Here is an 18523-nt window from a genome sequence, read left to right on the forward strand (position 1 = left end):
GATGAGCATGGCGTTCGAACTTTCCGCCGGCTTCGCCGACAAGGTCACGTCCGCGCAAACGACCTTCCGCGCGGTGATGCAGGCGATGGCGCGGCCGGGCACGGTGCAGCGGCTGGAGACTGGCTTGCAGCAGGTCACTGCTCCGCTCACCGAGGCAACGGCGGCGATCGCGCTGACGCTATTCGATCACGATACGCCGCTGTGGCTCAACGCGGCCGCGCGCGTCCCAGCAGTCACGCAGTGGCTGCGCTTCCACACCTCGGCGCCGCTGGTGAGCGAGCCGGATGCGGCCGCGTTCGCGCTGATCGCCGATCCCGAGACGATGCCGTCGCTGGAGCGCTTCGCGCTCGGCAGCAACGACTATCCGGATCGCTCGACCACGCTGATCCTGCAGCTTGACCATCTCGACGATGGCCCCGCGTTCGAGCTGAGCGGTCCCGGCATTCGCGGCACGGCGACGCTGCGCGCGCCGCTACCCACCGGACTGCTGACCAAGCGCGAGGCACTGACGCCGCTGTATCAGCGCGGCCTAGACCTCATCCTCGCGCAGGACGATGCGATCGTCGCGATCCCGCGCACTACGAGGATCGTCGCACAGGGAGGCAACTGATGTACGTCGCGGTCAAAGGTGGCGAACGCGCCATCGACAATGCACACCGGCTGCTGGCTCACGAACGCCGCGGCGATCGTGACGTGCCGGAAGTGACGCTGGCGCAGATCTCCGAACAGCTCGCGCTCGGCGTCGACCGGGTGATGGCCGAGGGCTCGCTGTATGATCGCGAGCTGGCCGCGCTGGCGATCAAGCAGGCGCGCGGTGACATGATCGAGGCGATCTTCCTGCTGCGCGCCTTCCGCGCCACGCTGCCGCGCTTCGGTGCCACCGAGCCGCTCGACACCGGCGTGATGACGGTGCGGCGCCGGGTGTCGTCGACCTTCAAGGACATTCCCGGCGGCCAGATCCTCGGCCCGACTTTCGACTACACGCATCGCCTACTTGATCCGCAACTCGCCGCCGGCGGCGAGCCGGAGCAGCCGGCGAGCGCGCCCGCCTTGAGCGAAGCGATGCCGCGCGTCACCGACATTCTCGGCCGCGACGGCCTGATCGAGCCGACCTCGAAGCCTGAGCCGGACGCGCCGGTCGGCGACCTCACGCGCGAGCCGCTCAGCTTTCCGGCGGATCGCGATCTGCGGCTGCAGAATCTCGCGCGCGGCGACGAGGGTTTTCTGCTCGCGCTCGGCTACTCGACGCAGCGCGGCTACGGCCGCACGCATCCGTTCGCCGGCGAAATCCGGTTCGGCGAAGTCGAACTCGAGTTCGTCGCCGAGGATGCCGGCTTCGCGGTGCCGCTCGGCAGCATCGCGCTGACCGAATGCCAGATGGTGAATCAGTTCAAGGGCTCGGCCACCGAGCCGCCCTGCTTCACCCGCGGCTACGGCCTCGCCTTCGGCCAGAGCGAACGCAAGACCATGGCGATGGCGCTGGTCGATCGCGCGCTCCGCGCGCGCGAACTCGGCGAGGAAGCGCTGGCGCCGGCGCAGGACGAGGAGTTCGTGCTGTCGCACTCCGACAACGTGCAGGCTACCGGCTTCGTCGAGCACCTGAAGCTGCCCCACTATGTCGACTTCCAGTCCGAGCTCGGACTGATCCGCCGGCTGCGTCAGGATTTCGCCGACGCCACCGAACAAACCGATGCATTGCCGGAGGCAGCGGAATGAACGCGCCCGACTACAACTTCGCTTATCTCGACGAACAGACCAAGCGGATGATCCGCCGGGCGATCCTGAAAGCAATCGCAATCCCCGGCTATCAGGTGCCGTTCGCCAGCCGCGAGATGCCGATGCCTTACGGCTGGGGCACCGGCGGCGTGCAGGTGACCGCCGCGATCCTCGGCCGCGACGACGTGCTGAAGGTGATCGACCAGGGCAGCGACGACACCACCAACGCGATCTCGATCCGCAAATTCTTCGCCAAGACCGCCGGCGTCGCGACCACCACCAGCACCAGCGACGCCACCGTGATCCAGACGCGGCATCGCATTCCCGAGGCGCCGCTGCACGAGGGGCAAGTGCTGGTGTATCAGGTGCCGATCCCCGAGCCACTGCGCTTTCTCGAACCGCGCGAGACCGAGACGCGGCGGATGCATGCGCTCGCCGAATACGGCCTGATGCACGTCAAGCTGTACGAGGACATCGCCAAGTTCGGCCACATCGCGACGTCCTACGCCTACCCGGTGAAGGTCAATGCGCGCTACGTCATGGACCCGTCGCCGACGCCGAAATTCGACAACCCGAAGATGGACGATTGCGCGGCGCTGCAATTGTTCGGCGCCGGCCGCGAGAAACGGATCTACGCGATCCCGCCCTACACGCAGGTGGTGTCGCTGGATTTCGAGGATCACCCGTTCACGCGCTATCGGCAGGATGCGCCCTGCGCGCTGTGCGGCTCGAACGAGTCCTATCTCGACGAGATCGTCACCGACGATCGCGGCGGGCGGATGTTCGTCTGCTCCGACACCGATTATTGTGAGACCCGCCAGGCGCAGGGCCATTGCGGCAGCGAAAGCGCGCCGCATCAGGAGCACGCCGATGCTTGACCGCACCATCCCGGCCGATCAGCCGCTGCTCGTCGCCGAGCATCTGTCGAAGTCCTACGGCCGGCTGCAGGCCTGCCGCGACATCTCGTTCAAGCTTTATCCCGGCGAAGTGCTGGCGATCGTCGGCGAGTCCGGCTCCGGCAAGTCGACGCTGCTGCAGATGCTGTCGGCACAGCTCGCACCGAGCACCGGCACCGTCTCCTACCGGATGCGCGACGGCGTGCTGCGCGACCTAGCCGCCCTCGGCGAGGCGGAGCGGCGCTTCCTGTTTCGCACCGATTGGGGCTACGTGCATCAGGACCCGGCGCAGGGCCTGCGCATGGCGGTGTCGGCCGGCGCCAATGTCGGCGAACGGCTGATGGCGGTCGGCTGGAATCACTACGGCCAGATCCGTGACACAGCCTCGTCCTGGCTGTCGCGCGTCGAGATCGCGCAGGACCGCATCGACGACGCGCCGCGCACCTACTCCGGCGGCATGCGGCAGCGGCTGCAGATTGCGCGCAACCTCGTCACCGAGCCGCGGCTGATGTTCATGGACGAGCCGACCGGCGGCCTCGACGTCTCGGTGCAGGCGCGGCTGCTCGATCTGCTGCGCGGCCTCGTCACCGAACTCGGCCTCGCCGCCGTGGTGGTGACTCACGATCTGGCCGTGGCGCGGCTGCTATCACATCGGGTGATGGTGATGCAGGGCGGCCGCGTGATCGAGACCGGGCTGACCGACCAGGTGCTCGACGATCCGCACGAGCCCTACACCCAGCTCCTCGTCGCCTCGATCCTGCCCGCATGAGCCTGCCATGACCGCGATGATCCAACTCACTAATGCTCAGAAGTCGTTCGTCATGCACCTGCAGGGCGGCCTACGGCTGCCGGTGGTGCGCGGCGTCTCGTTCGAGGTCGGCGCCGGCGAATGCGTCGTGCTGGCCGGGCCGTCCGGCGCCGGCAAATCGTCGATCCTGAAAATGATCTTCGGCAACTATCGCTGCGACGGCGGCCGGATCGACATCCTGCACCGCGGCGCCACCATCGACCTCGCCAGCGCCGAGCCGCGCCAGGTGCTGGAGCTGCGCCGCTTCACGCTCGGCTATGTCAGCCAGTTTCTGCGCGCGGTGCCGCGCGTCGCAGCGATCGACGTCGTCGCCGAGCCGCTGCTCGCCAACGGCATGGCGAAGGACGAAGCCCGCGCGCGTGCCGGCGAATTGCTGAAGCGCCTCAACATCGCCGAGCGGTTGTGGACGTTGCCGCCGGCGACTTTCTCGGGCGGCGAGCAGCAGCGCGTCAATATCGCGCGTGGCTTCATCGCACATTTTCCGATCCTGCTGCTGGACGAACCGACCGCGTCACTAGACGCCGCCAACCGCGAAGTGGTGATGGATCTCGTGGCCGAGAAGAAACACGACGGCGTCGCGATGATCGCCATCGTGCACGACGACGAGGTGCGCACCCGGATCGCCGACCGGCTGATCGACGTCACCAGCTTCGCCGCGGCCGCCTGACGAGAGAGACAGTAATGACGACGACTTCCGACTTCATCCTCCGCAATGCCCGTATCGTGCTGGCCGACCGCGTCATCGAGCACGGTTGGCTGGCGGTCGCGGACGGCCGCATCGCCGAGATCGGCGACAGCGGCGTGCCTGCCGGCGGCCTCGACATGGGCGGCGATCTGGTGATCCCCGGCCTGATCGAACTCCACACCGATCATCTCGAGGCGCACTACATGCCGCGCCCCAAGGTGCAGTGGAATCCGGTCGCGGCCGTGGTGTCCTATGACGGCCAGCTCGCCACCTGCGGCATCACCACCGTGCTGGACTCGCTGCGGGTGTGGCGCGAGGAAGGCGCGGAGGATGTCGATGGCCAGGCGATCGTGCTGGCCGGGGCAATCTCTGCGGCACGCGACGCCAATCTGCTGCGCGCCGATCACTTCCTGCATCTGCGCTGCGAGATCCCGATGCCCAATGTAGTCGACGAGGCCAAGGAGCTGATCGACCGGCCCGACATCCGGCTGATGTCGCTGATGGACCACACGCCGGGGCAGCGTCAGTTCCGCGACGAAGAGAAGCTGCGCGACTACTATCGCGGCAAGGGCGCCGGCATGACCGACGCCGAGCTCGACGTGATGTTCGCGCGTCGGCTGTATTGCAAGGAGACCTATGCCGACGCCAATATGCGGGCCATCGTCGCGCTGGCGCATCAGCATGACATTCCGCTGGCGAGCCACGACGACACCACCGCGGAGAACGTCGTCGAGGCGATCCGCGACAAGGTCGCGGTCGCCGAATTTCCGACCACGCTGGAGGCCGCGCGCCGTCTGCACGAAGCCGGCATCGACATCCTGATGGGCGCGCCGAACGTGGTGCGCGGCGGCTCGCACTCCGGCAATATCGCGGCGATCGATCTCGCGCGCGAAGGGTTGCTCGACATCCTGTCGTCCGACTACATCCCGTCGAGCCTGCTGATGGCGGCGTTGCAACTGCCGCTGCGCGCGCCGGCGATCGAGCTGCCGGCGGCGGTACGCACAGTCACCAAGGCGCCGGCCGAAGCGGTCGGCCTGCCCGACCGCGGCGAGATCGCGGTCGGCAAGCGCGCCGATCTGATCCGCGTCCATGTCGCGCACGACGTGCCGGCGGTGCGCAGCGTCTGGCGCGAAGGACACCGGGTGGCATGACCGAGCTCGCGCCGATCGCCCCGCCGCCAAGCCGGATCGGACCGGGCCGGCTGGTGCTGGTCGTCGGGCCGAGCGGCGCCGGCAAGGATACGCTGCTCGGCATCGCCAAGATCGCCTGCCTTGGCGAACGCAGCGTCGGTTTTGCGCGGCGGGTGGTGACGCGCGAGCCCTCGCCCGCCGAGGATAATCTGCAAAGCACGCCCGAGGCGTTCCGCGCCATGATCGCGGCGAACGAGTTCGCGCTGCACTGGCAGGCGCACGGCCACTCCTACGGCGTGCTGCGCACCATCGACAACGACATCCGCGCCGGCCGCACTGTCGTGGCGAACGTCTCGCGCACGGTGATCGGGCAGGCCCGGCAGAGTTACGACAACGTCGTGGTGGTGCAGATCACGGCACCGCCGGATGTGCTGGCGCGGCGCATCGCGCTGCGCGCGCGGAGCAGCGACGCGATGAGTGCGGACCGGATCGGTCGCAGCGTCGGCGGCGAGATCGCCGACTTCACGATCATGAATGTCGCGAGTCCGGACGATCACGCGCACGAGTTGCTGGCGATCATCCGCGGCACGCCCGAGGCTGGAAGGAAGGCAAGACCATGACGTTCCCGGCCATCGGCACCGTCGCCGAGCTCGAAACGCTGTACGGCGTGCCCAACGACGCCTCGACCGAGAAGGTCGCGCACCGCATCACCTCGGCGTATCGCACGCTGATCGAGCGTTCGCCATTCGCGGCGCTGGCGACCGTCGGTCCGGAAGGCCTCGACTGCTCGCCGCGCGGCGACCTGCCCGGCTTCATCCATATCCACGACGACACCACGCTGATGCTGCCCGACCGGCGCGGCAACAATCGCATCGACTCGCTGCGCAACATCGTCCGCGATCCGCGCGTCGCCTTGATGTTGCTGATCCCCGGTTCGCTCAACGCGCTGCGCATCAACGGCCGCGCGCTCATCAGCGCCGACGCGGCGTTGCTGGAGTCCTTCAAAGTTGACGGCAAGGCGCCGCGCAGCGTGATGGTGATGACCGTCGAGGAGATCTACTTCCAATGCGGCCGGGCGCTGATCCGCTCCGAGCTGTGGAATCCCGACAAGCATATCGATCCCGCAACCCTGCCGACGCCGGGCCAGATCCTCGCCTCGATGACCGAAGGCCGGGTCGGCGGCGACGCCTACGACCGCGCCTGGCCGCAGCGCGCCGCCGAGACGATGTGGTAGGTCGGAAGGCCTGAGAGCCAGCCCCCGGGCCATCCCCGCGGACGGCACCGCCCTTGCGCTCGGCCGGTTTCGGGCTATTGTCAGCTATCAAGCGTGCTTCAAGGCAGCAGCGCGCCAGAGCGGCAGTGATTGCCATGATCCCTTTTGCAGGGACGGTGGCTGCCGCACGTTCCGATCTCCATCCCGCGGCGCCCGTCCTTCGTTCACACACCGGAGGATTGCATGAGCCTGGACGCATACCGGATCACATCCGAGCCCTACTATCAGCCGCACGGCGACGAGATCGAGATCTTTCGCGCGGCTTATGACGAGCGGCTGCCCGTGATGCTCAAGGGGCCGACTGGCTGCGGCAAGACGCGGTTCGTCGAGCATATGGCGTGGCGGCTCGGCAGACCGCTGATCACCGTGGCGGCGCACGAGGACATGACGGCCGCGGACCGCGCCGGCCGCTATCTGCTCGAGCCGGAAGGCACCGTCTGGCACGACGGCCCCCTGACCCAGGCGGTGCGCCAGGGCGCAATCTGCTATCTCGACGAGATCGTCGAGGCGCGGCAGGACACCACCGTGGTGATCCATCCGCTGACCGACGCGCGGCGGGTGCTGCCGCTGGAGAAGCACAACGAAATCGTGCCGGCGCATGCCGACTTCCAGCTCACGATTTCCTACAACCCGGGCTACCAGAGCGCCGTCAAGGATCTCAAGGAATCGACCAAGCAGCGGTTCCTGGCGATCGACTTTTCCTACCCGCCGCCGCAGATCGAGAGCGCGATCGTGACGCGCGAGAGCGGCGCCGATGCGGCGCTGGCCGACGTGCTGGTGGCGATCGGCCAGCGCTCGCGCAATCTGCAGGGCCACGGCCTCGACGAAGGCGCCTCGACCCGAATGCTGATTCATGCCGGCCGGCTGGTGCGCGGCGGCCTGCCGCTCGCCACCGCGGTGCAGTCGAGCATCGTCCTGCCCATCACCGACAATCCCGACGTCCGCGCCGCGCTACGCGCCGCAATCGACGCGTGCCTGCCGTGAGCACGGCGGCCCCGCTCAGTCCGGTGCAGGCGACATCTGCGACGCAGACATCCGCGACGCTGACGCTGCGCCAGATGATGCGCCAGCGCGATGCGTTGCGGGCGCCGTTCGGGGCGACCTGGACCGACCTGAGCGATCGCTGGAGTACGAATGATCTGGAAACCTGGTCAGCCGCGGTGCTCGCGCTGGCCAACGTCAATCTAGGCCCGACCGGGCTGATCGCCTATTGGGATATCAGCCGCAGTCACGCCGCCGTAGGCATGCCCCCGCTGCTGGATGCCGCCGACGCCGCCACGGAGATCTGCCGCAATGCCGGCGCGCGGGCGGCCGCGCTCGCTCTGAAATCGCTGCCGATCGCCCGCAACGCGTTCGCCTCGGAGCCGATGCTGGCGCGCTGGTGGAGCGCGCTGCGCGGCTTGTCCCGCGAGGCGCCCGAGGTGATCGAGCCGATGGCACAGCGGATGTCGGACATCCTGGCGCCCGGCTCGATCGACGCATTCGAAAATTTCATCGCCGCCGGCCTGAAGCTCGCCGCGGGAAACAAGACGGTTCGGCTCGGTTACTTCACGTTGCAGCACGAGTTGGCGCGGCGGCTGATCAGCCGCGAGTTCGGCGGCGTCGACTTCGCCGAGACGGAGCGGCATCTCAAGACGTTCGTCACGGCGCTGTGGGGCCACGTGCCGCTGCTGCGCAGCCTGCCGCCGGCCGACACGGCGATTCCGCGGCGGGCGTCGATCGCCGGGCCGCTGATCCGGCTGCCCGATGTGTATCGCGGCTTCGAGGGCGACGCCGCGTGGTCGCTGTATCGCGCCGCGGCCGCGCATGCGCATGCGCACCTCGTGCTTGGCAGCGACCGCTTTGTCGTCGGCAAGCTGAAGCCGCTGCAGATCGTGCTGGTCGGACTGATCGAGGATTCCCGGATCGAGACGCTGGCGATGCGGCAAATACCGGGCCTGCGCCGGCTGTGGGCCCCGTATCACACGGCGAGGCCCGCCGGCATCGCCACCGCGCCGGCGCTGCTGGCGCGGCTGTCGCGCGCGCTGTTCGATCCGGAGTATCAAGACGACGACGGTTTCGTCGCCAAGGGCCGCGCGCTGTTCGCGCAGGCCTTGCCGCGGCTGAGCGATCCTGCGATCTCGCGCGAGATCGGGATGTCGCTGGGCAACGATCTCGGCCAGATGCGGGTGCAGTTCAACGCCAAGACCTATGTGGTCGAGCCGGTGTATCGGGACGACAATCTCGGCCTGTGGGACTTCGACGAGCCGGCTCAGGCGAACGCCGAAGTGCTGGAGATGTTCATCGACGCGGCGCGCATCGAACAACAGGAAGCCGACGACGCGCCGCGCCAGGAAAACCAGACGCCCGATAGCCAGGCCGGCAAGGCGCGGCCAATCGCTCCAGACCAGCGCGGCACGGTGCTGGCGACCTATCCGGAATGGGATCGCCGCCACGGCATCGAGCGCCCCGAATGGACGACGGTGCGCGAAGTCGCGGCCGTCCGCGGCGATCCGAAGCGCATCATCGACGCGCTCGACAGCGCGGATGTCTTGCGCGGCCGCGTCGCCCAACTGGTGCGCGGGCTGCGCGTCGGCCGCTCGATCCGGCTCAATCGCCAGCACGATGGCCATGACCTCGATCTCGATGCGGTGATCGACGCCGGGCTGGCGCTGCGCACCGGGCAGGATCCCGACCCGCGCGTATTCCGCTCCTCGACCTCAAAACATCGCGATCTCGCCACGCTGCTGCTGATCGATACCTCGCAATCCACCAGCGATCGGCTGGCGTCAGGAGCGACCGTGCTCGATGTGGAGCGCATCGCAGTGGCGGTGCTGGCCGAAGCGATGCAGACGCTGCAGGATCCTTTCGGCCTGCTCGCCTTCGCGTCGGACGGGCGCGACGACGTCAAGCTGACGACGGTGAAAGCCTTCGGCGAGAGCTACGGCGCCGACAGCATGGCGCGCCTCGACGGGCTCGCCTCCGGCTATTCGACCCGGCTCGGCACCGCGCTACGCCATGCCGGCGCAGTCATCAGCGAGCGCAACAGCTTCCGCAAGCTGGTGCTGGTGCTCACCGACGGCGAGCCGTCGGATATCGATGTCGACGATCCGGCCGATTTGATCGAAGATGCACGGCGCGCCGTAATGCACCTGCATGCGCGTGGCATCGATAGTTTCGGCGTGGTGCTGGGCAGCGGCGGCATGGCAGCGGCTTCCCGAATCTTCGGCCGCGGCAATACGATGCTGGTGCACCGCGTCGAGGATCTGCCGAGCCGCTTGTCCGAACTGTACTTCCGCCTCGCCCGCCGCTGATTACTTGCGGCGCGGCGCGAGATCGACGCCGAGCACATGGCGGGTGACGACGTGGAATGCCGCGGTGACGCCGCGTGTCAGCCCGCCGGCGTCCGGCGCGGTCATCCGCACAACTAATCCCGCCTCGTTCGGTGCGCTCGATACGCCGGCGAAGCAGCCGACACGATCGGCTTCCAGCTCGATCTCCTCGCCGGGCGGCAGCCGATCCGGCGGCGCAATCAGCACGACCGACGCCGCGGCGCGCATGCCGCCGAGCGGATCGAACGCACCGCGCAGATCAGTGCCCTGCAGGGCGCCGCGATCCAGCATCAGCAGCCGGCCATCAGGCCGCTCGATCCGCAGCTCGCTGGCAAATCGCCGAAATACGCCGGTCGATCTCGGCGGGCAATGCGTGGAAAAGCCATCGGCGATCAGCAGCACGCCGTCTTTCTCGACGACCACCGTGCTCGACAGAGACAGTGCGGCATCAGGAAATAGAATGTAGGGATCGCTGGTCAGCGCTGCGAAGCCACCGGCTCCGACCGCGATGCGCTGGCGCAGCGCGGCGGGACGGTCGCGGCCCGGATGCACCACCGTCGCCGACTGCGTGGTCAAATGCAGCGCTGCGCCTTCGCCGACCGTGACGTCGAACTGCAGATCATCGGCGCCGTACATGCCGCCCGCGGCGGACTGCAGATACAGCGTCAGCAGATCGGGGCGCGCGCTGTCGAGATGGAAGCCGCGGGTCAGATGCCATGGATAGCCGACCTGCTGGCGGCGCAGGATCGTGCGACCGCCGGCGAATTCGGCGGCGATACGCGCGGCCGAGGCGCGCGACGGCTCAGGCTTGAAACAGGACGGCGGAAGTAATTGCATCGGCCACCGCCTCGATCCCCAAACCCGAACGCGCATTCGTCGCGATCACCGGCCGCCCGCCGCGCACCCGCTCCGCCTCCGCCAGCATCGCGTCGAGCACCACGCCGACATGCGGCGCAAGATCGACCTTGTTGACGACCAGCAGGTCGCATTTGATCACGCCCGGCCCGCGCTTGCGCGGGATGTCGTCGCCGCCGGCCACGTCGATGACGAAGATCCACCAGTCGACGAGATCGAGCGAAAACGTCGAGGCGAGATTGTCGCCGCCGGATTCGAAAAGCACGAGTTCGAGGCCGGGAAACTTCGCCTCCAGCGCATCACCTGCCGCGATGTTGAGGGTCGGGTCTTCGCGGATCACGGTGTGCGGACAGGCGCCGGCTTCCACCGCCGACACCCGCGCCGGATCGATCAGGCCCGAGCGCCGCAGCCGCTCGGCGTCCTCCTTGGTGACGAGGTCGTTAGTGACCACGGCGAAGTCGACACCGCGACGCTGGAGTACCGGAATCAGCGCTTCGATCAATGCGGTCTTGCCGGAGCCGACCGGCCCGCCGATGCCGATGCGGGCGGCGACGGACGGCCGTGCGCCGGTGCTCGTGCTGGTTGGCGTCTGTTGCAGTCCCATGCGTCACCTCAACATATAGCGCCGCGCCAGCGGCAGCTCGGTCGCGGGCTCGCAGGTGGCAAGCTCACCATCGACGAACACGTCGAACGTATCCGGATTGACGGTGATGCGCGGACAGGCATCGTTGTGCAGCATGTCGCGCTTGCTGAGCGTGCGCGTGCCCTTCACCGGCAGCAGCGACTTCGAGAGGCCGAGCTTCCCCGCGATGCCGCCTTCGATCGCCAGCGGATGCACGAAGCAGGCCGACAGCGCGGACGGCGCGCGGCCGAACGAGCCCCATTGCGGACGCATCAGGATCGGCTCGCAGGTCATCAGCGAGGCGGCACTGTCGCCCATCGCGCCCCAGGCGATGAAGCCGCCCTTGATCACCAGCTCCGGCTTGATGCCGAAGAAAGCCGGCTTCCACACCACGATGTCGGCCAGCTTACCGTCTTCCAGCGAGCCGATGTGATCGGCGATGCCGAACGTCCTGGCGGCGTTGATCGTGTATTTGGCGATGTAGCGCTTGATGCGGGCGTTGTCGCCCATGCCGGGCTGATCTTCGGGCAATGCGCCGCGCTGCTGCTTCATCTTCGAGGCGAGTTGCCAGGTCCGGCAGATCACTTCGTGGATACGGCCCATGCCCTGGCTGTCGGAGCCGAGCATCGAGATCGCGCCGATGTCGTGCAGCACGTCTTCGGCCGCGATGGTCTGGGCGCGGATGCGGCTCTCGGCGAAGGCGACGTCCTCGGGGATCGCCGGATTGAGATGGTGGCACACCATCGTCATGTCGAGATGTTCGTCGAAGGTGTTGACCGTGTAGGGATTGGTCGGATTGGTCGACGACGGCAGGCAGTGCATCTCACCGGCGACGCGGATGATGTCCGGCGCATGGCCGCCGCCGGCGCCTTCGGTGTGATACATGTGAATGGTGCGGCCGCCGATCGCCTGCAGCGTGTCCTCGACGAAGCCGGACTCGTTCAGCGTGTCGGTGTGGATTTGGACCTGGAAATCGTACTCGTCGGCGACGCGCAGGCAGCAATCGATCGCTGCCGGCATCGAGCCCCAATCCTCGTGCAGCTTCAGCCCCATCACGCCGGTTTCGAGCTGCTCGACCATCGGCGCCGCGACATGCGCATTGCCGCGGCCGAGGAAGCCGAAATTCATCGGCCAGGCTTCGGCCGCCTGCAGCATCTTGCCGGTGTTGAACGGCCCGCCGGAATCGATGCCGACCGTGATCGGGCCGAGCGAGCCGCCGATCATCGTAGTGATGCCGCTGGCCAGCGCATGCTCGACCAGGCCGGCGCTGTCGAAATGCACGTGGACGTCGATCGCACCCGGCGTCGCGATCATGCCCTCGCAATCGCGCACCGTCGTGCCGGTCGAGACGATCAGCCGCGGATCGACCCCGTCCATGATCGCCGGGTTGCCGGCCTTGCCAATGCCGACGATGCGGCCGTGACGAATGCCGAGATCGCCCTTGACGATGCCGAGCACCGGATCGATCACCGTGACGTTGCACAGCAGGAAATCCAGCGCACCCTCAGCGCTGGTGATGCCGGCCATGCCGATGCCGTCGCGCAGCGTCTTGCCGCCGCCATGCAGGCACTCGTCGCCGTACACCGCGTAGTCCTTCTCGACCACCGCCTGCAGCGCGGTGTCGCCGAGCCGGATGCTGTCGCCGGTCGTGGGGCCGTACAGCGCGGCGTAGTCGCGCCTCTGAATCTTCGCCATGGTATCAAGCCCCCCTGAAGCCGCGCGCCTTGGCGCGCGCCAGCGCCGCCTCGCGCACGCGTGGATCGGAGCCGCGCCCCGCCGTGAGATTGTTGAGCCCGGTGAGATCGCCGCTGCCGCCGAACTCGACCAGCGTGACTTCCTTCGAAGCGCCCGGTTCGAAGCGAACGGCGGTGCCGGCCGGAATGTCGAGCCGCATGTTGAACGCCGCGCCGCGATCGAATTCGAGCGCGCGGTTGACCTCGAAGAAATGATAATGCGAGCCGACCTGGATCGGGCGATCCCCGGTGTTGACGGCCGTGAGCGTCAGCCGCCGCCGGCCGGCGTTGAGTTCGAGCGAGCCTTCCGCTGCGGTGATCAGGCCCGGATGCTCGGGGTCGGCCGCACTGCCGGGCGCAGGCCGGATCGGCTCGTGTACCGTGACCAGCTTGGTGCCATCCGGAAACACGCACTCGACCTGGATCATGTGCATCATCGCGGCGATGCCGGGCATCACGTCGTCGGTGGTGAGGATCGTCGAGCCGTAGCCGATCAGATCGGCAACGGTGCGACCATCACGCGCGCCTTCGAGAATATCGTCGGTGATCAGCGCGACCGCTTCCGGATAGTTCAGCTTCAACCCGCGCGCACGACGACGGCGCGCCAGCTCCGCGGCGTTGAAGATGGTCAGGCGTTCGAGTTCGGTCGGGGTGAGCAGCATCCGGGCCTCTCAGTTTGCAAACAGCCGCAGATCGGCCCGCATATGCCGGGCCGCGGCGATGTCGATGAACGGCACGCAACTCGACGGCTCGGCAGCGTCGTCCGCGTTCGCGATGGTTTCCTCGATGATCGGCAACACGCTCTGCAGTGCCGATTGCGCCTGCAGCGCGCCGATCGCGCCGAGCCGCACCGCCGCCGCGATCATGCCCGAGGCCGTGATGTAACCGGAGGCGATCTCCGCGGCCTGCTGATCGAACTGCAGGGCGCGCCAGAGAGCCCCCTGCATCACCGGCAGATGCCCGAGGCACTCACCAGCCGCGATCGCATCACGCAGCCGCAGGGCGAGCGGATCCCCGAGCCGCGCATGCGCCGCGACGAACGATCCGCCATTGCGCCGCGAGCCGAGCCGATGCGGCTCCAGCAACGACATCGCCTCACAGAGCCGATCGAGCTCCGCGAGTTGGACCATATCGTCGCTCGCGCGGAAGGCACGAACCATCAGCACACGATCGAACGTCGCCCAGCGCAGCCGCAGCACCGACTCGATCAAGTCGGCGAGCGAGCGCGGCGACAGCTTGCCGCGCAGATCGGCGATCGCCTCGACGCCGTAGGAGAACGCGAACGAGCCGTTCGGAAACCCGCTGTCGGCCTGCCAGATCGCGAGAAGAGAGGAGCGCATGATCAATGATCGTGATCGTGGCCGTGATGATGACCATGGCCGTGCGAGTGAGGCAGTGCGCCGTGAACCGCATCGTGTCCGTTCCGCTCGCTCTCGCCGCTCTCCTGATCGACGATCGACACGCCGATGCGCCGGTTGCCGATCAGTTCGTCGAGGCGGGCGATGTAGTCTTCGGCTCGCCCTTCAAGCGCGACGAACAGCGCCTCGCCCTCGAACCGCACGCGCCAGTGCAGATTGCCGGCCTGATAGCCGAGCTCGATCGCATCGGCGATCGAGCGCGGCGCCAGCCGCAGCCAGCGCTCCGTGCCGGCATGCACCACGATCGCCCGCGCATCGTCGATGAACAGCACCGCGCCGTCGAACAGCTTCTCGTTGCGCGGCAGTGCGATCGCCAGTTCCTGGCCGCCCCGCGTGGTCGCAAGCAAGCGGCGGCGCGCCAGGTCGGCGACCGGAATGCTGACGATATCGACACCGCCGCTGTGCTCGAGCCGGTGCAGATCTTCCGAGAAACTCGGATCGATACGGCTGCCCAGAACATGATCGATCCGAAGCATTGCAGGACTCCTTCCAGTTCATCGTGCGTGGCAGCGGCTCGGAGCGCACACGCTCGGCCGCTGCCGCGCGGTCACGAGGCGAGCAGTTCTTTCAGCTTGGCGTCGAGGAACGCCACGTCGACAGGATTTGTGCCGGGACCGCCGGCGAAATGTCCCCATACCGACGGCACGGGAATGAGCGAGGCATTCGGCATGTTGGCGACCTCGAATTCGCTGTCTTCCGGCGGGAAGTAGAGGTCGGTCTGCCCGGGCATCACATAGGCCTTGGCCTTGATAGCCGCGAGCGCCGCCTTGAAGTCGCCCTTGTAGAGTTCGTTGTCGCTGATATCGCCGTTCTGCCAGGTCCACAGCATGGTCAGCAGATTGTTGGGGTCCTTCGGCAGGAAGAAACCTTCCCAGAAGCCCACCAGGAAGTCTTCCAACGAGGAATAGCCCAGCGTCTCCAGATCGAGCTTTTGCCGATAGAACGCCTGCGAAAATCCCCATCCGGCATAGACGCGCGCCGCGGCCCGCAGGCCCCGCTGCGGCTTGTCCGTGTACCAGCCCTCGTTCCAGGCCGCATCCGCGGTCAGCGCCGCCTTCACGCCCTCGAGAAAGACGATGTTGTGCCGCGAGCATTTCGCCGATCCGCAGAACGGCGCGATGAGGTCCATCATGTCGGGATAGAGCGCGCCCCAGTGGAAAGTCTGCAGCGCGCCCATCGACCAGCCGGTTACCAGCCGGATGTGCTTGATGCCGAACTTCTCCGTGACCAGCCGGTGCTGGACCTGCACGTTGTCGTAGGCCGTGACCTGCGGGAACTTCGGGCCGTTGTACGGCTCCGGGAAATTGCTCGGCGAGGACGACAGTCCATTCCCCAGCATGTTAGGAATGATGATGAAATACTTGGAGGGATCGAGCGCCATGCCTTCGCCGACCAGCCACTCGTTGTCGTAGTGCTGTCCGGAGTACCAGGTCGGGTACACGATCACATTGTCTTTGTTCGGGCTCAGCGTCCCGAACGTCTTGTAGGCCAGCTTGCAATCACGCAACGTCGCACCGCGCTGCAGCTGGACGTCTCCGAGATCGTAGATCTGATAGTCGAGGCTCATGATCGTCACCTTCCCACCACTCTGAAGTCAGTTACGTGTCTATGCGTCCAGGACCGGCGGACGACGCTGCTGCCATGGACGCGCACGCTCGAAAGCTGCAGAAGCCTTCAGCACGAGTGCGTCGTCGAGATGCCGCCCGATGATCTGCAGACCAACGGGCAGACCATCATCGGTGAACCCGGCCGGGACCGTCGCGGCCGGCTGCCCCGTCATGTTGAGCGGGAACGTGAAGGCGAGCCACTGCGTGTTGGCCACCATCCGGCCATCGATCTTTTCCGGGCCCTGAATGTCGAGCGCGAACGGCGGCACCGCCAGCGTGGGCGTCAGGATCAGATCGTAGGTCTGCATGAACCGCCACATCTTGTTGTTCACGGCCTTGCGCGTCATCAGCGCATCCGTGAAGTCCTCGGCGGTCCAGGGCGTGTTGAGGAATGCGACGAGGTGCGGCGACATCCGGTCGCCGTGGGTCTTCAACAACGCGCGCATTCCCTTGAGATCGGACTCCGCAGCGACCAATCCCCAGAACGCACCGAACGGATCGCTCCAGCCGGGATGAGCCTCCTCGACGACACATCCGAGCTCTGTCTCAAAGACGCGCGCGGCCTCGGTCACTACCTGGCGCACACGCGGATCGACCGCCGCGTAGCCCCAGTCGATACTGAAGGCGACCTTCAGTCCCTTGATGTCGCCCTTCACCGTCTCCCGCCAGTCATAGGGCGCTTCGGGCAGGCTGAAACGGTCACGCGGATCAGGCCCGGCGATGACCGACATCATCAGCGCGGCGTCCGAAACCGTCCGGCTCATCGGGCCGATATGCTCCAGACTCTCCCAGCTCGATACGCCGGGATAGCGCTCGTCCTTCGTGCCGGGATACAGCGGCACGCGGCCCATCGACGCTTTCAGACCGTAGATGCCGCAATGCGCCGACGGAATCCTGATCGAGCCGCCGCCGTCACTGCCGAGCGCGAACGGACACATTCCGCTCGCGACCGCCGCACCCGAGCCCGCGCTCGAGCCGCCTGGCGTGAGATTCGTATTCCAAGGATTGCGGGTCGTCTCGAAGACCGGATTGTGTCCGACGCCGCTGTAGCCGAATTCCGGCACGTTGGTCTTGCCGAGGATCACCGCGCCGGCGGCCTTCAGCCGTTCCACGACGACATCGTCTTCATCCGGCACAAACTCTTCGTACACCGGCGAGCCCGATACGGTCCTGATACCAGCCGTGCAGATGAGATCCTTGACGCCGACGGGAACGCCGGCCAGTGGTCCAACTGCGCGTCCGGCGACGAGATCGTCTTCGATGGCCTTCGCGGTGGCCAGGGCCAGTTCCGGCGTCGGCGTGCAGAACGCGTGCAACGCCGGCTCCAGCCGATCCATCCGCTCAAGATGCGCCTTGGTGACCTCGACCGGCGACAACTCGCGACGGCGCACCAGATCCGCGATCGCAACGGCGTCGAGAGCACAGATGTCATCAGTCGATTGCGACATGATACGTCCTCCGAACTCGGATGAGAGAACCAGGTGCCGCGACGCCAGCGCCGCGGCACCCATTGGGCGCGAACGCTCAGGCGGTCTGAAGCTTGCGGACCTTCAGGACCGACAGCATCCAATAGGCTGCGGCAGCGACCACCATCGCCGAGATCGCCGTCGACAGCCCAGGCATCACTTCTTCAACCACGAAAGCGACGACGGACCCGGCTGCCCAGGCAATGAAGGCCGGGGCTCGCCAATCGGAGGTCGCACTGTCGACGCTCGGCCGGGTGATGTACTTGTCGACGATGATGATGGCGCCGATCGGAGGTGCGACGATCCCCAGCAGCGACAGCCACTGGATGAAGAAGGCCCAGACGTTGCCAGCCGCGATCACGATCCCGATGACACCCAGGATGATCGCCATCAATCGCATATGCGTGCCGGTGATGCGGGACCAGCCGGTCGACGCGTTATAAAGACAGTGCGAGCACACCGAACCGAGATTGATGTAGAGGAACAGGAAGGCCAGCGCGCTGAGCCAGCCGATCTGCATCTTGTTCATGTAGCCGAACATGTTGTCGGCTCCGAACGGATTCGCGTTCGGGGTCGCCAGTGCGGCCGTCATCACGCCGCCGACCAGCATGGCTACGATATTGGCGAACGGAAATGCGCTGAACGTCGCCCAGAACGAGGCTCCGGGCGTCTTGGCCCAGCGATTGAAGTCGGCCGTCACCGTTCCGGCATCGATGAACAGCGCGATCACCACGGTGAGTCCCACTCCCATCGACATGGTGGCGACACCATTGTTGCCCGCGTAGTTGTAAATCGCCGACCAGGTCGTCGTCGATGCCGCATGCCCCGCGACGAAGACACCGAGGATCACGAACAGCGGCGCCGAAATCATACCGATGTAGTGAAGCCCCCTGACGCCCACGAAGGTGATGCCGATATAGAGCAGTCCGGCGACCACCGTCATCGCCACATAGTTCAGGCTGTAGGTCGAGCTGATCAATGCACCGGTGATGCCCGTCTGCAC

Annotated in this window: 19 protein-coding genes; 10 read left to right on the forward strand and 9 right to left on the reverse strand. The window is 66.8% G+C overall.

Translation table 11 applies throughout. The features are described from left to right. Position 1 precedes the first annotated feature (1 nt). The 10 genes from phnH to ACOJTD_RS05070 all read left to right on the forward strand — a co-directional run bounded on the left by phnH (position 2) and on the right by ACOJTD_RS05070 (position 9801). Positions 2-610 carry a phosphonate C-P lyase system protein PhnH gene (gene phnH / locus ACOJTD_RS05025; RefSeq protein WP_420131833.1) on the forward strand — a complete coding sequence of 203 codons (609 nt, stop codon included), beginning with the start codon at positions 2-4 and terminating at the stop codon, positions 608-610. Further along, a complete protein-coding gene (locus ACOJTD_RS05030) occupies positions 610-1716 on the forward strand; it encodes a carbon-phosphorus lyase complex subunit PhnI (protein WP_420131834.1) in 1107 nt (368 codons plus the stop codon). Before phnH ends, ACOJTD_RS05030 begins: the two co-directional genes overlap by 1 nt. Then, complete coding sequence (locus ACOJTD_RS05035; RefSeq protein WP_420131835.1) at positions 1713-2594, forward strand: alpha-D-ribose 1-methylphosphonate 5-phosphate C-P-lyase PhnJ; 882 nt, start codon at positions 1713-1715, stop codon at positions 2592-2594. Before ACOJTD_RS05030 ends, ACOJTD_RS05035 begins: the two co-directional genes overlap by 4 nt. After that, entirely contained in the window at positions 2587-3381 is a 795-nt protein-coding gene (gene phnK, locus ACOJTD_RS05040) for a phosphonate C-P lyase system protein PhnK (protein WP_420131836.1), read from the forward strand. The genes ACOJTD_RS05035 and phnK overlap by 8 nt, the downstream gene beginning before the upstream one ends. Positions 3382-3388: 7 nt before the next feature. After that, entirely contained in the window at positions 3389-4087 is a 699-nt protein-coding gene (gene phnL, locus ACOJTD_RS05045; RefSeq protein ID WP_420131837.1) for a phosphonate C-P lyase system protein PhnL, read from the forward strand. 14 nt (positions 4088-4101) lie between these two features. Beyond that, a complete protein-coding gene (locus ACOJTD_RS05050; RefSeq protein WP_420131838.1) occupies positions 4102-5256 on the forward strand; it encodes an alpha-D-ribose 1-methylphosphonate 5-triphosphate diphosphatase in 1155 nt (384 codons plus the stop codon). Beyond that, positions 5253-5855, forward strand: a complete 603-nt coding sequence (gene phnN, locus ACOJTD_RS05055) for a phosphonate metabolism protein/1,5-bisphosphokinase (PRPP-forming) PhnN (protein WP_420131839.1) — start codon at positions 5253-5255, stop codon at positions 5853-5855. Before ACOJTD_RS05050 ends, phnN begins: the two co-directional genes overlap by 4 nt. After that, a complete protein-coding gene (locus ACOJTD_RS05060; RefSeq protein ID WP_420131840.1) occupies positions 5852-6469 on the forward strand; it encodes a pyridoxamine 5'-phosphate oxidase family protein in 618 nt (205 codons plus the stop codon). The genes phnN and ACOJTD_RS05060 overlap by 4 nt, the downstream gene beginning before the upstream one ends. Before the next feature lie 222 nt (positions 6470-6691). Further along, the gene (locus ACOJTD_RS05065; RefSeq protein WP_420131841.1) at positions 6692-7492 is read left to right on the forward strand and encodes a CbbQ/NirQ/NorQ/GpvN family protein; all 801 of its coding nucleotides are present in this window, start codon (positions 6692-6694) and stop codon (positions 7490-7492) included. Next, entirely contained in the window at positions 7489-9801 is a 2313-nt protein-coding gene (locus ACOJTD_RS05070) for a nitric oxide reductase activation protein NorD (protein ID WP_420131842.1), read from the forward strand. Before ACOJTD_RS05065 ends, ACOJTD_RS05070 begins: the two co-directional genes overlap by 4 nt. On the opposite strand, the gene ACOJTD_RS05075 is transcribed toward ACOJTD_RS05070, so the two are convergent. From ACOJTD_RS05075 to ACOJTD_RS05115, 9 genes are all read right to left on the reverse strand, one after another. Beyond that, a complete protein-coding gene (locus ACOJTD_RS05075) occupies positions 9802-10656 on the reverse strand; it encodes an urease accessory protein UreD (protein ID WP_420131843.1) in 855 nt (284 codons plus the stop codon). It lies immediately after the preceding gene. Beyond that, on the reverse strand, positions 10622-11278 hold the full coding sequence (gene ureG, locus ACOJTD_RS05080) for an urease accessory protein UreG (protein WP_420131844.1): 657 nt from the start codon (positions 11276-11278) through the stop codon (positions 10622-10624). The genes ACOJTD_RS05075 and ureG overlap by 35 nt, the downstream gene beginning before the upstream one ends. Positions 11279-11281: 3 nt before the next feature. Further along, positions 11282-12991, reverse strand: coding sequence for an urease subunit alpha (gene ureC, locus ACOJTD_RS05085; RefSeq protein WP_420131845.1), 1710 nt, complete (start codon positions 12989-12991; stop codon positions 11282-11284). 4 nt (positions 12992-12995) lie between these two features. Further along, positions 12996-13691 (reverse strand): urease subunit gamma, encoded by a 696-nt coding sequence (locus ACOJTD_RS05090; protein ID WP_420131846.1) that lies wholly within the window; start codon positions 13689-13691, stop codon positions 12996-12998. Between the two features lie 9 nt (positions 13692-13700). Continuing rightward, on the reverse strand, positions 13701-14369 hold the full coding sequence (locus ACOJTD_RS05095; RefSeq protein ID WP_420131847.1) for an urease accessory protein UreF: 669 nt from the start codon (positions 14367-14369) through the stop codon (positions 13701-13703). A 2-nt stretch (positions 14370-14371) separates the two neighbouring features. After that, positions 14372-14923, reverse strand: a complete 552-nt coding sequence (gene ureE / locus ACOJTD_RS05100) for an urease accessory protein UreE (protein WP_420131848.1) — start codon at positions 14921-14923, stop codon at positions 14372-14374. A gap of 71 nt (positions 14924-14994) precedes the next feature. After that, positions 14995-16014, reverse strand: a complete 1020-nt coding sequence (locus ACOJTD_RS05105) for an alpha/beta fold hydrolase (RefSeq protein WP_420131849.1) — start codon at positions 16012-16014, stop codon at positions 14995-14997. Positions 16015-16053: 39 nt separating this feature from the next. Next, positions 16054-17565, reverse strand: coding sequence for an amidase (locus ACOJTD_RS05110; protein ID WP_420131850.1), 1512 nt, complete (start codon positions 17563-17565; stop codon positions 16054-16056). Between the two features lie 13 nt (positions 17566-17578). After that, positions 17579-18523 (reverse strand): cytosine permease (locus tag ACOJTD_RS05115; RefSeq protein ID WP_420131851.1); only part of this gene is annotated, 945 nt, incomplete at its 5' end.

It is taken from the genome of Rhodopseudomonas sp. (assembly GCF_048594845.1).
Lineage (GTDB): Bacteria > Pseudomonadota > Alphaproteobacteria > Rhizobiales > Xanthobacteraceae > Rhodopseudomonas.

What these genes read in the sequence shown, in the direction of transcription:
- phnH (WP_420131833.1), top strand. Translation starts at nt 2, where the DNA reads ATGAGCATGGCGTTCGAACTTTCCGCCGGCTTCGCCGACAAGGTCACG.
- ACOJTD_RS05030 (WP_420131834.1), top strand. Translation starts at nt 610, where the DNA reads ATGTACGTCGCGGTCAAAGGTGGCGAACGCGCCATCGACAATGCACAC.
- ACOJTD_RS05035 (WP_420131835.1), top strand. Translation starts at nt 1,713, where the DNA reads ATGAACGCGCCCGACTACAACTTCGCTTATCTCGACGAACAGACCAAG.
- phnK (WP_420131836.1), top strand. Translation starts at nt 2,587, where the DNA reads ATGCTTGACCGCACCATCCCGGCCGATCAGCCGCTGCTCGTCGCCGAG.
- phnL (WP_420131837.1), top strand. Translation starts at nt 3,389, where the DNA reads ATGACCGCGATGATCCAACTCACTAATGCTCAGAAGTCGTTCGTCATG.
- ACOJTD_RS05050 (WP_420131838.1), top strand. Translation starts at nt 4,102, where the DNA reads ATGACGACGACTTCCGACTTCATCCTCCGCAATGCCCGTATCGTGCTG.
- phnN (WP_420131839.1), top strand. Translation starts at nt 5,253, where the DNA reads ATGACCGAGCTCGCGCCGATCGCCCCGCCGCCAAGCCGGATCGGACCG.
- ACOJTD_RS05060 (WP_420131840.1), top strand. Translation starts at nt 5,852, where the DNA reads ATGACGTTCCCGGCCATCGGCACCGTCGCCGAGCTCGAAACGCTGTAC.
- ACOJTD_RS05065 (WP_420131841.1), top strand. Translation starts at nt 6,692, where the DNA reads ATGAGCCTGGACGCATACCGGATCACATCCGAGCCCTACTATCAGCCG.
- ACOJTD_RS05075 (WP_420131843.1), bottom strand. Translation starts at nt 10,656, where the DNA reads ATGCAATTACTTCCGCCGTCCTGTTTCAAGCCTGAGCCGTCGCGCGCC.
- ureG (WP_420131844.1), bottom strand. Translation starts at nt 11,278, where the DNA reads ATGGGACTGCAACAGACGCCAACCAGCACGAGCACCGGCGCACGGCCG.
- ureC (WP_420131845.1), bottom strand. Translation starts at nt 12,991, where the DNA reads ATGGCGAAGATTCAGAGGCGCGACTACGCCGCGCTGTACGGCCCCACG.
- ACOJTD_RS05090 (WP_420131846.1), bottom strand. Translation starts at nt 13,691, where the DNA reads ATGCTGCTCACCCCGACCGAACTCGAACGCCTGACCATCTTCAACGCC.
- ACOJTD_RS05095 (WP_420131847.1), bottom strand. Translation starts at nt 14,369, where the DNA reads ATGCGCTCCTCTCTTCTCGCGATCTGGCAGGCCGACAGCGGGTTTCCG.
- ureE (WP_420131848.1), bottom strand. Translation starts at nt 14,923, where the DNA reads ATGCTTCGGATCGATCATGTTCTGGGCAGCCGTATCGATCCGAGTTTC.
- ACOJTD_RS05105 (WP_420131849.1), bottom strand. Translation starts at nt 16,014, where the DNA reads ATGAGCCTCGACTATCAGATCTACGATCTCGGAGACGTCCAGCTGCAG.
- ACOJTD_RS05110 (WP_420131850.1), bottom strand. Translation starts at nt 17,565, where the DNA reads ATGGGTGCCGCGGCGCTGGCGTCGCGGCACCTGGTTCTCTCATCCGAG.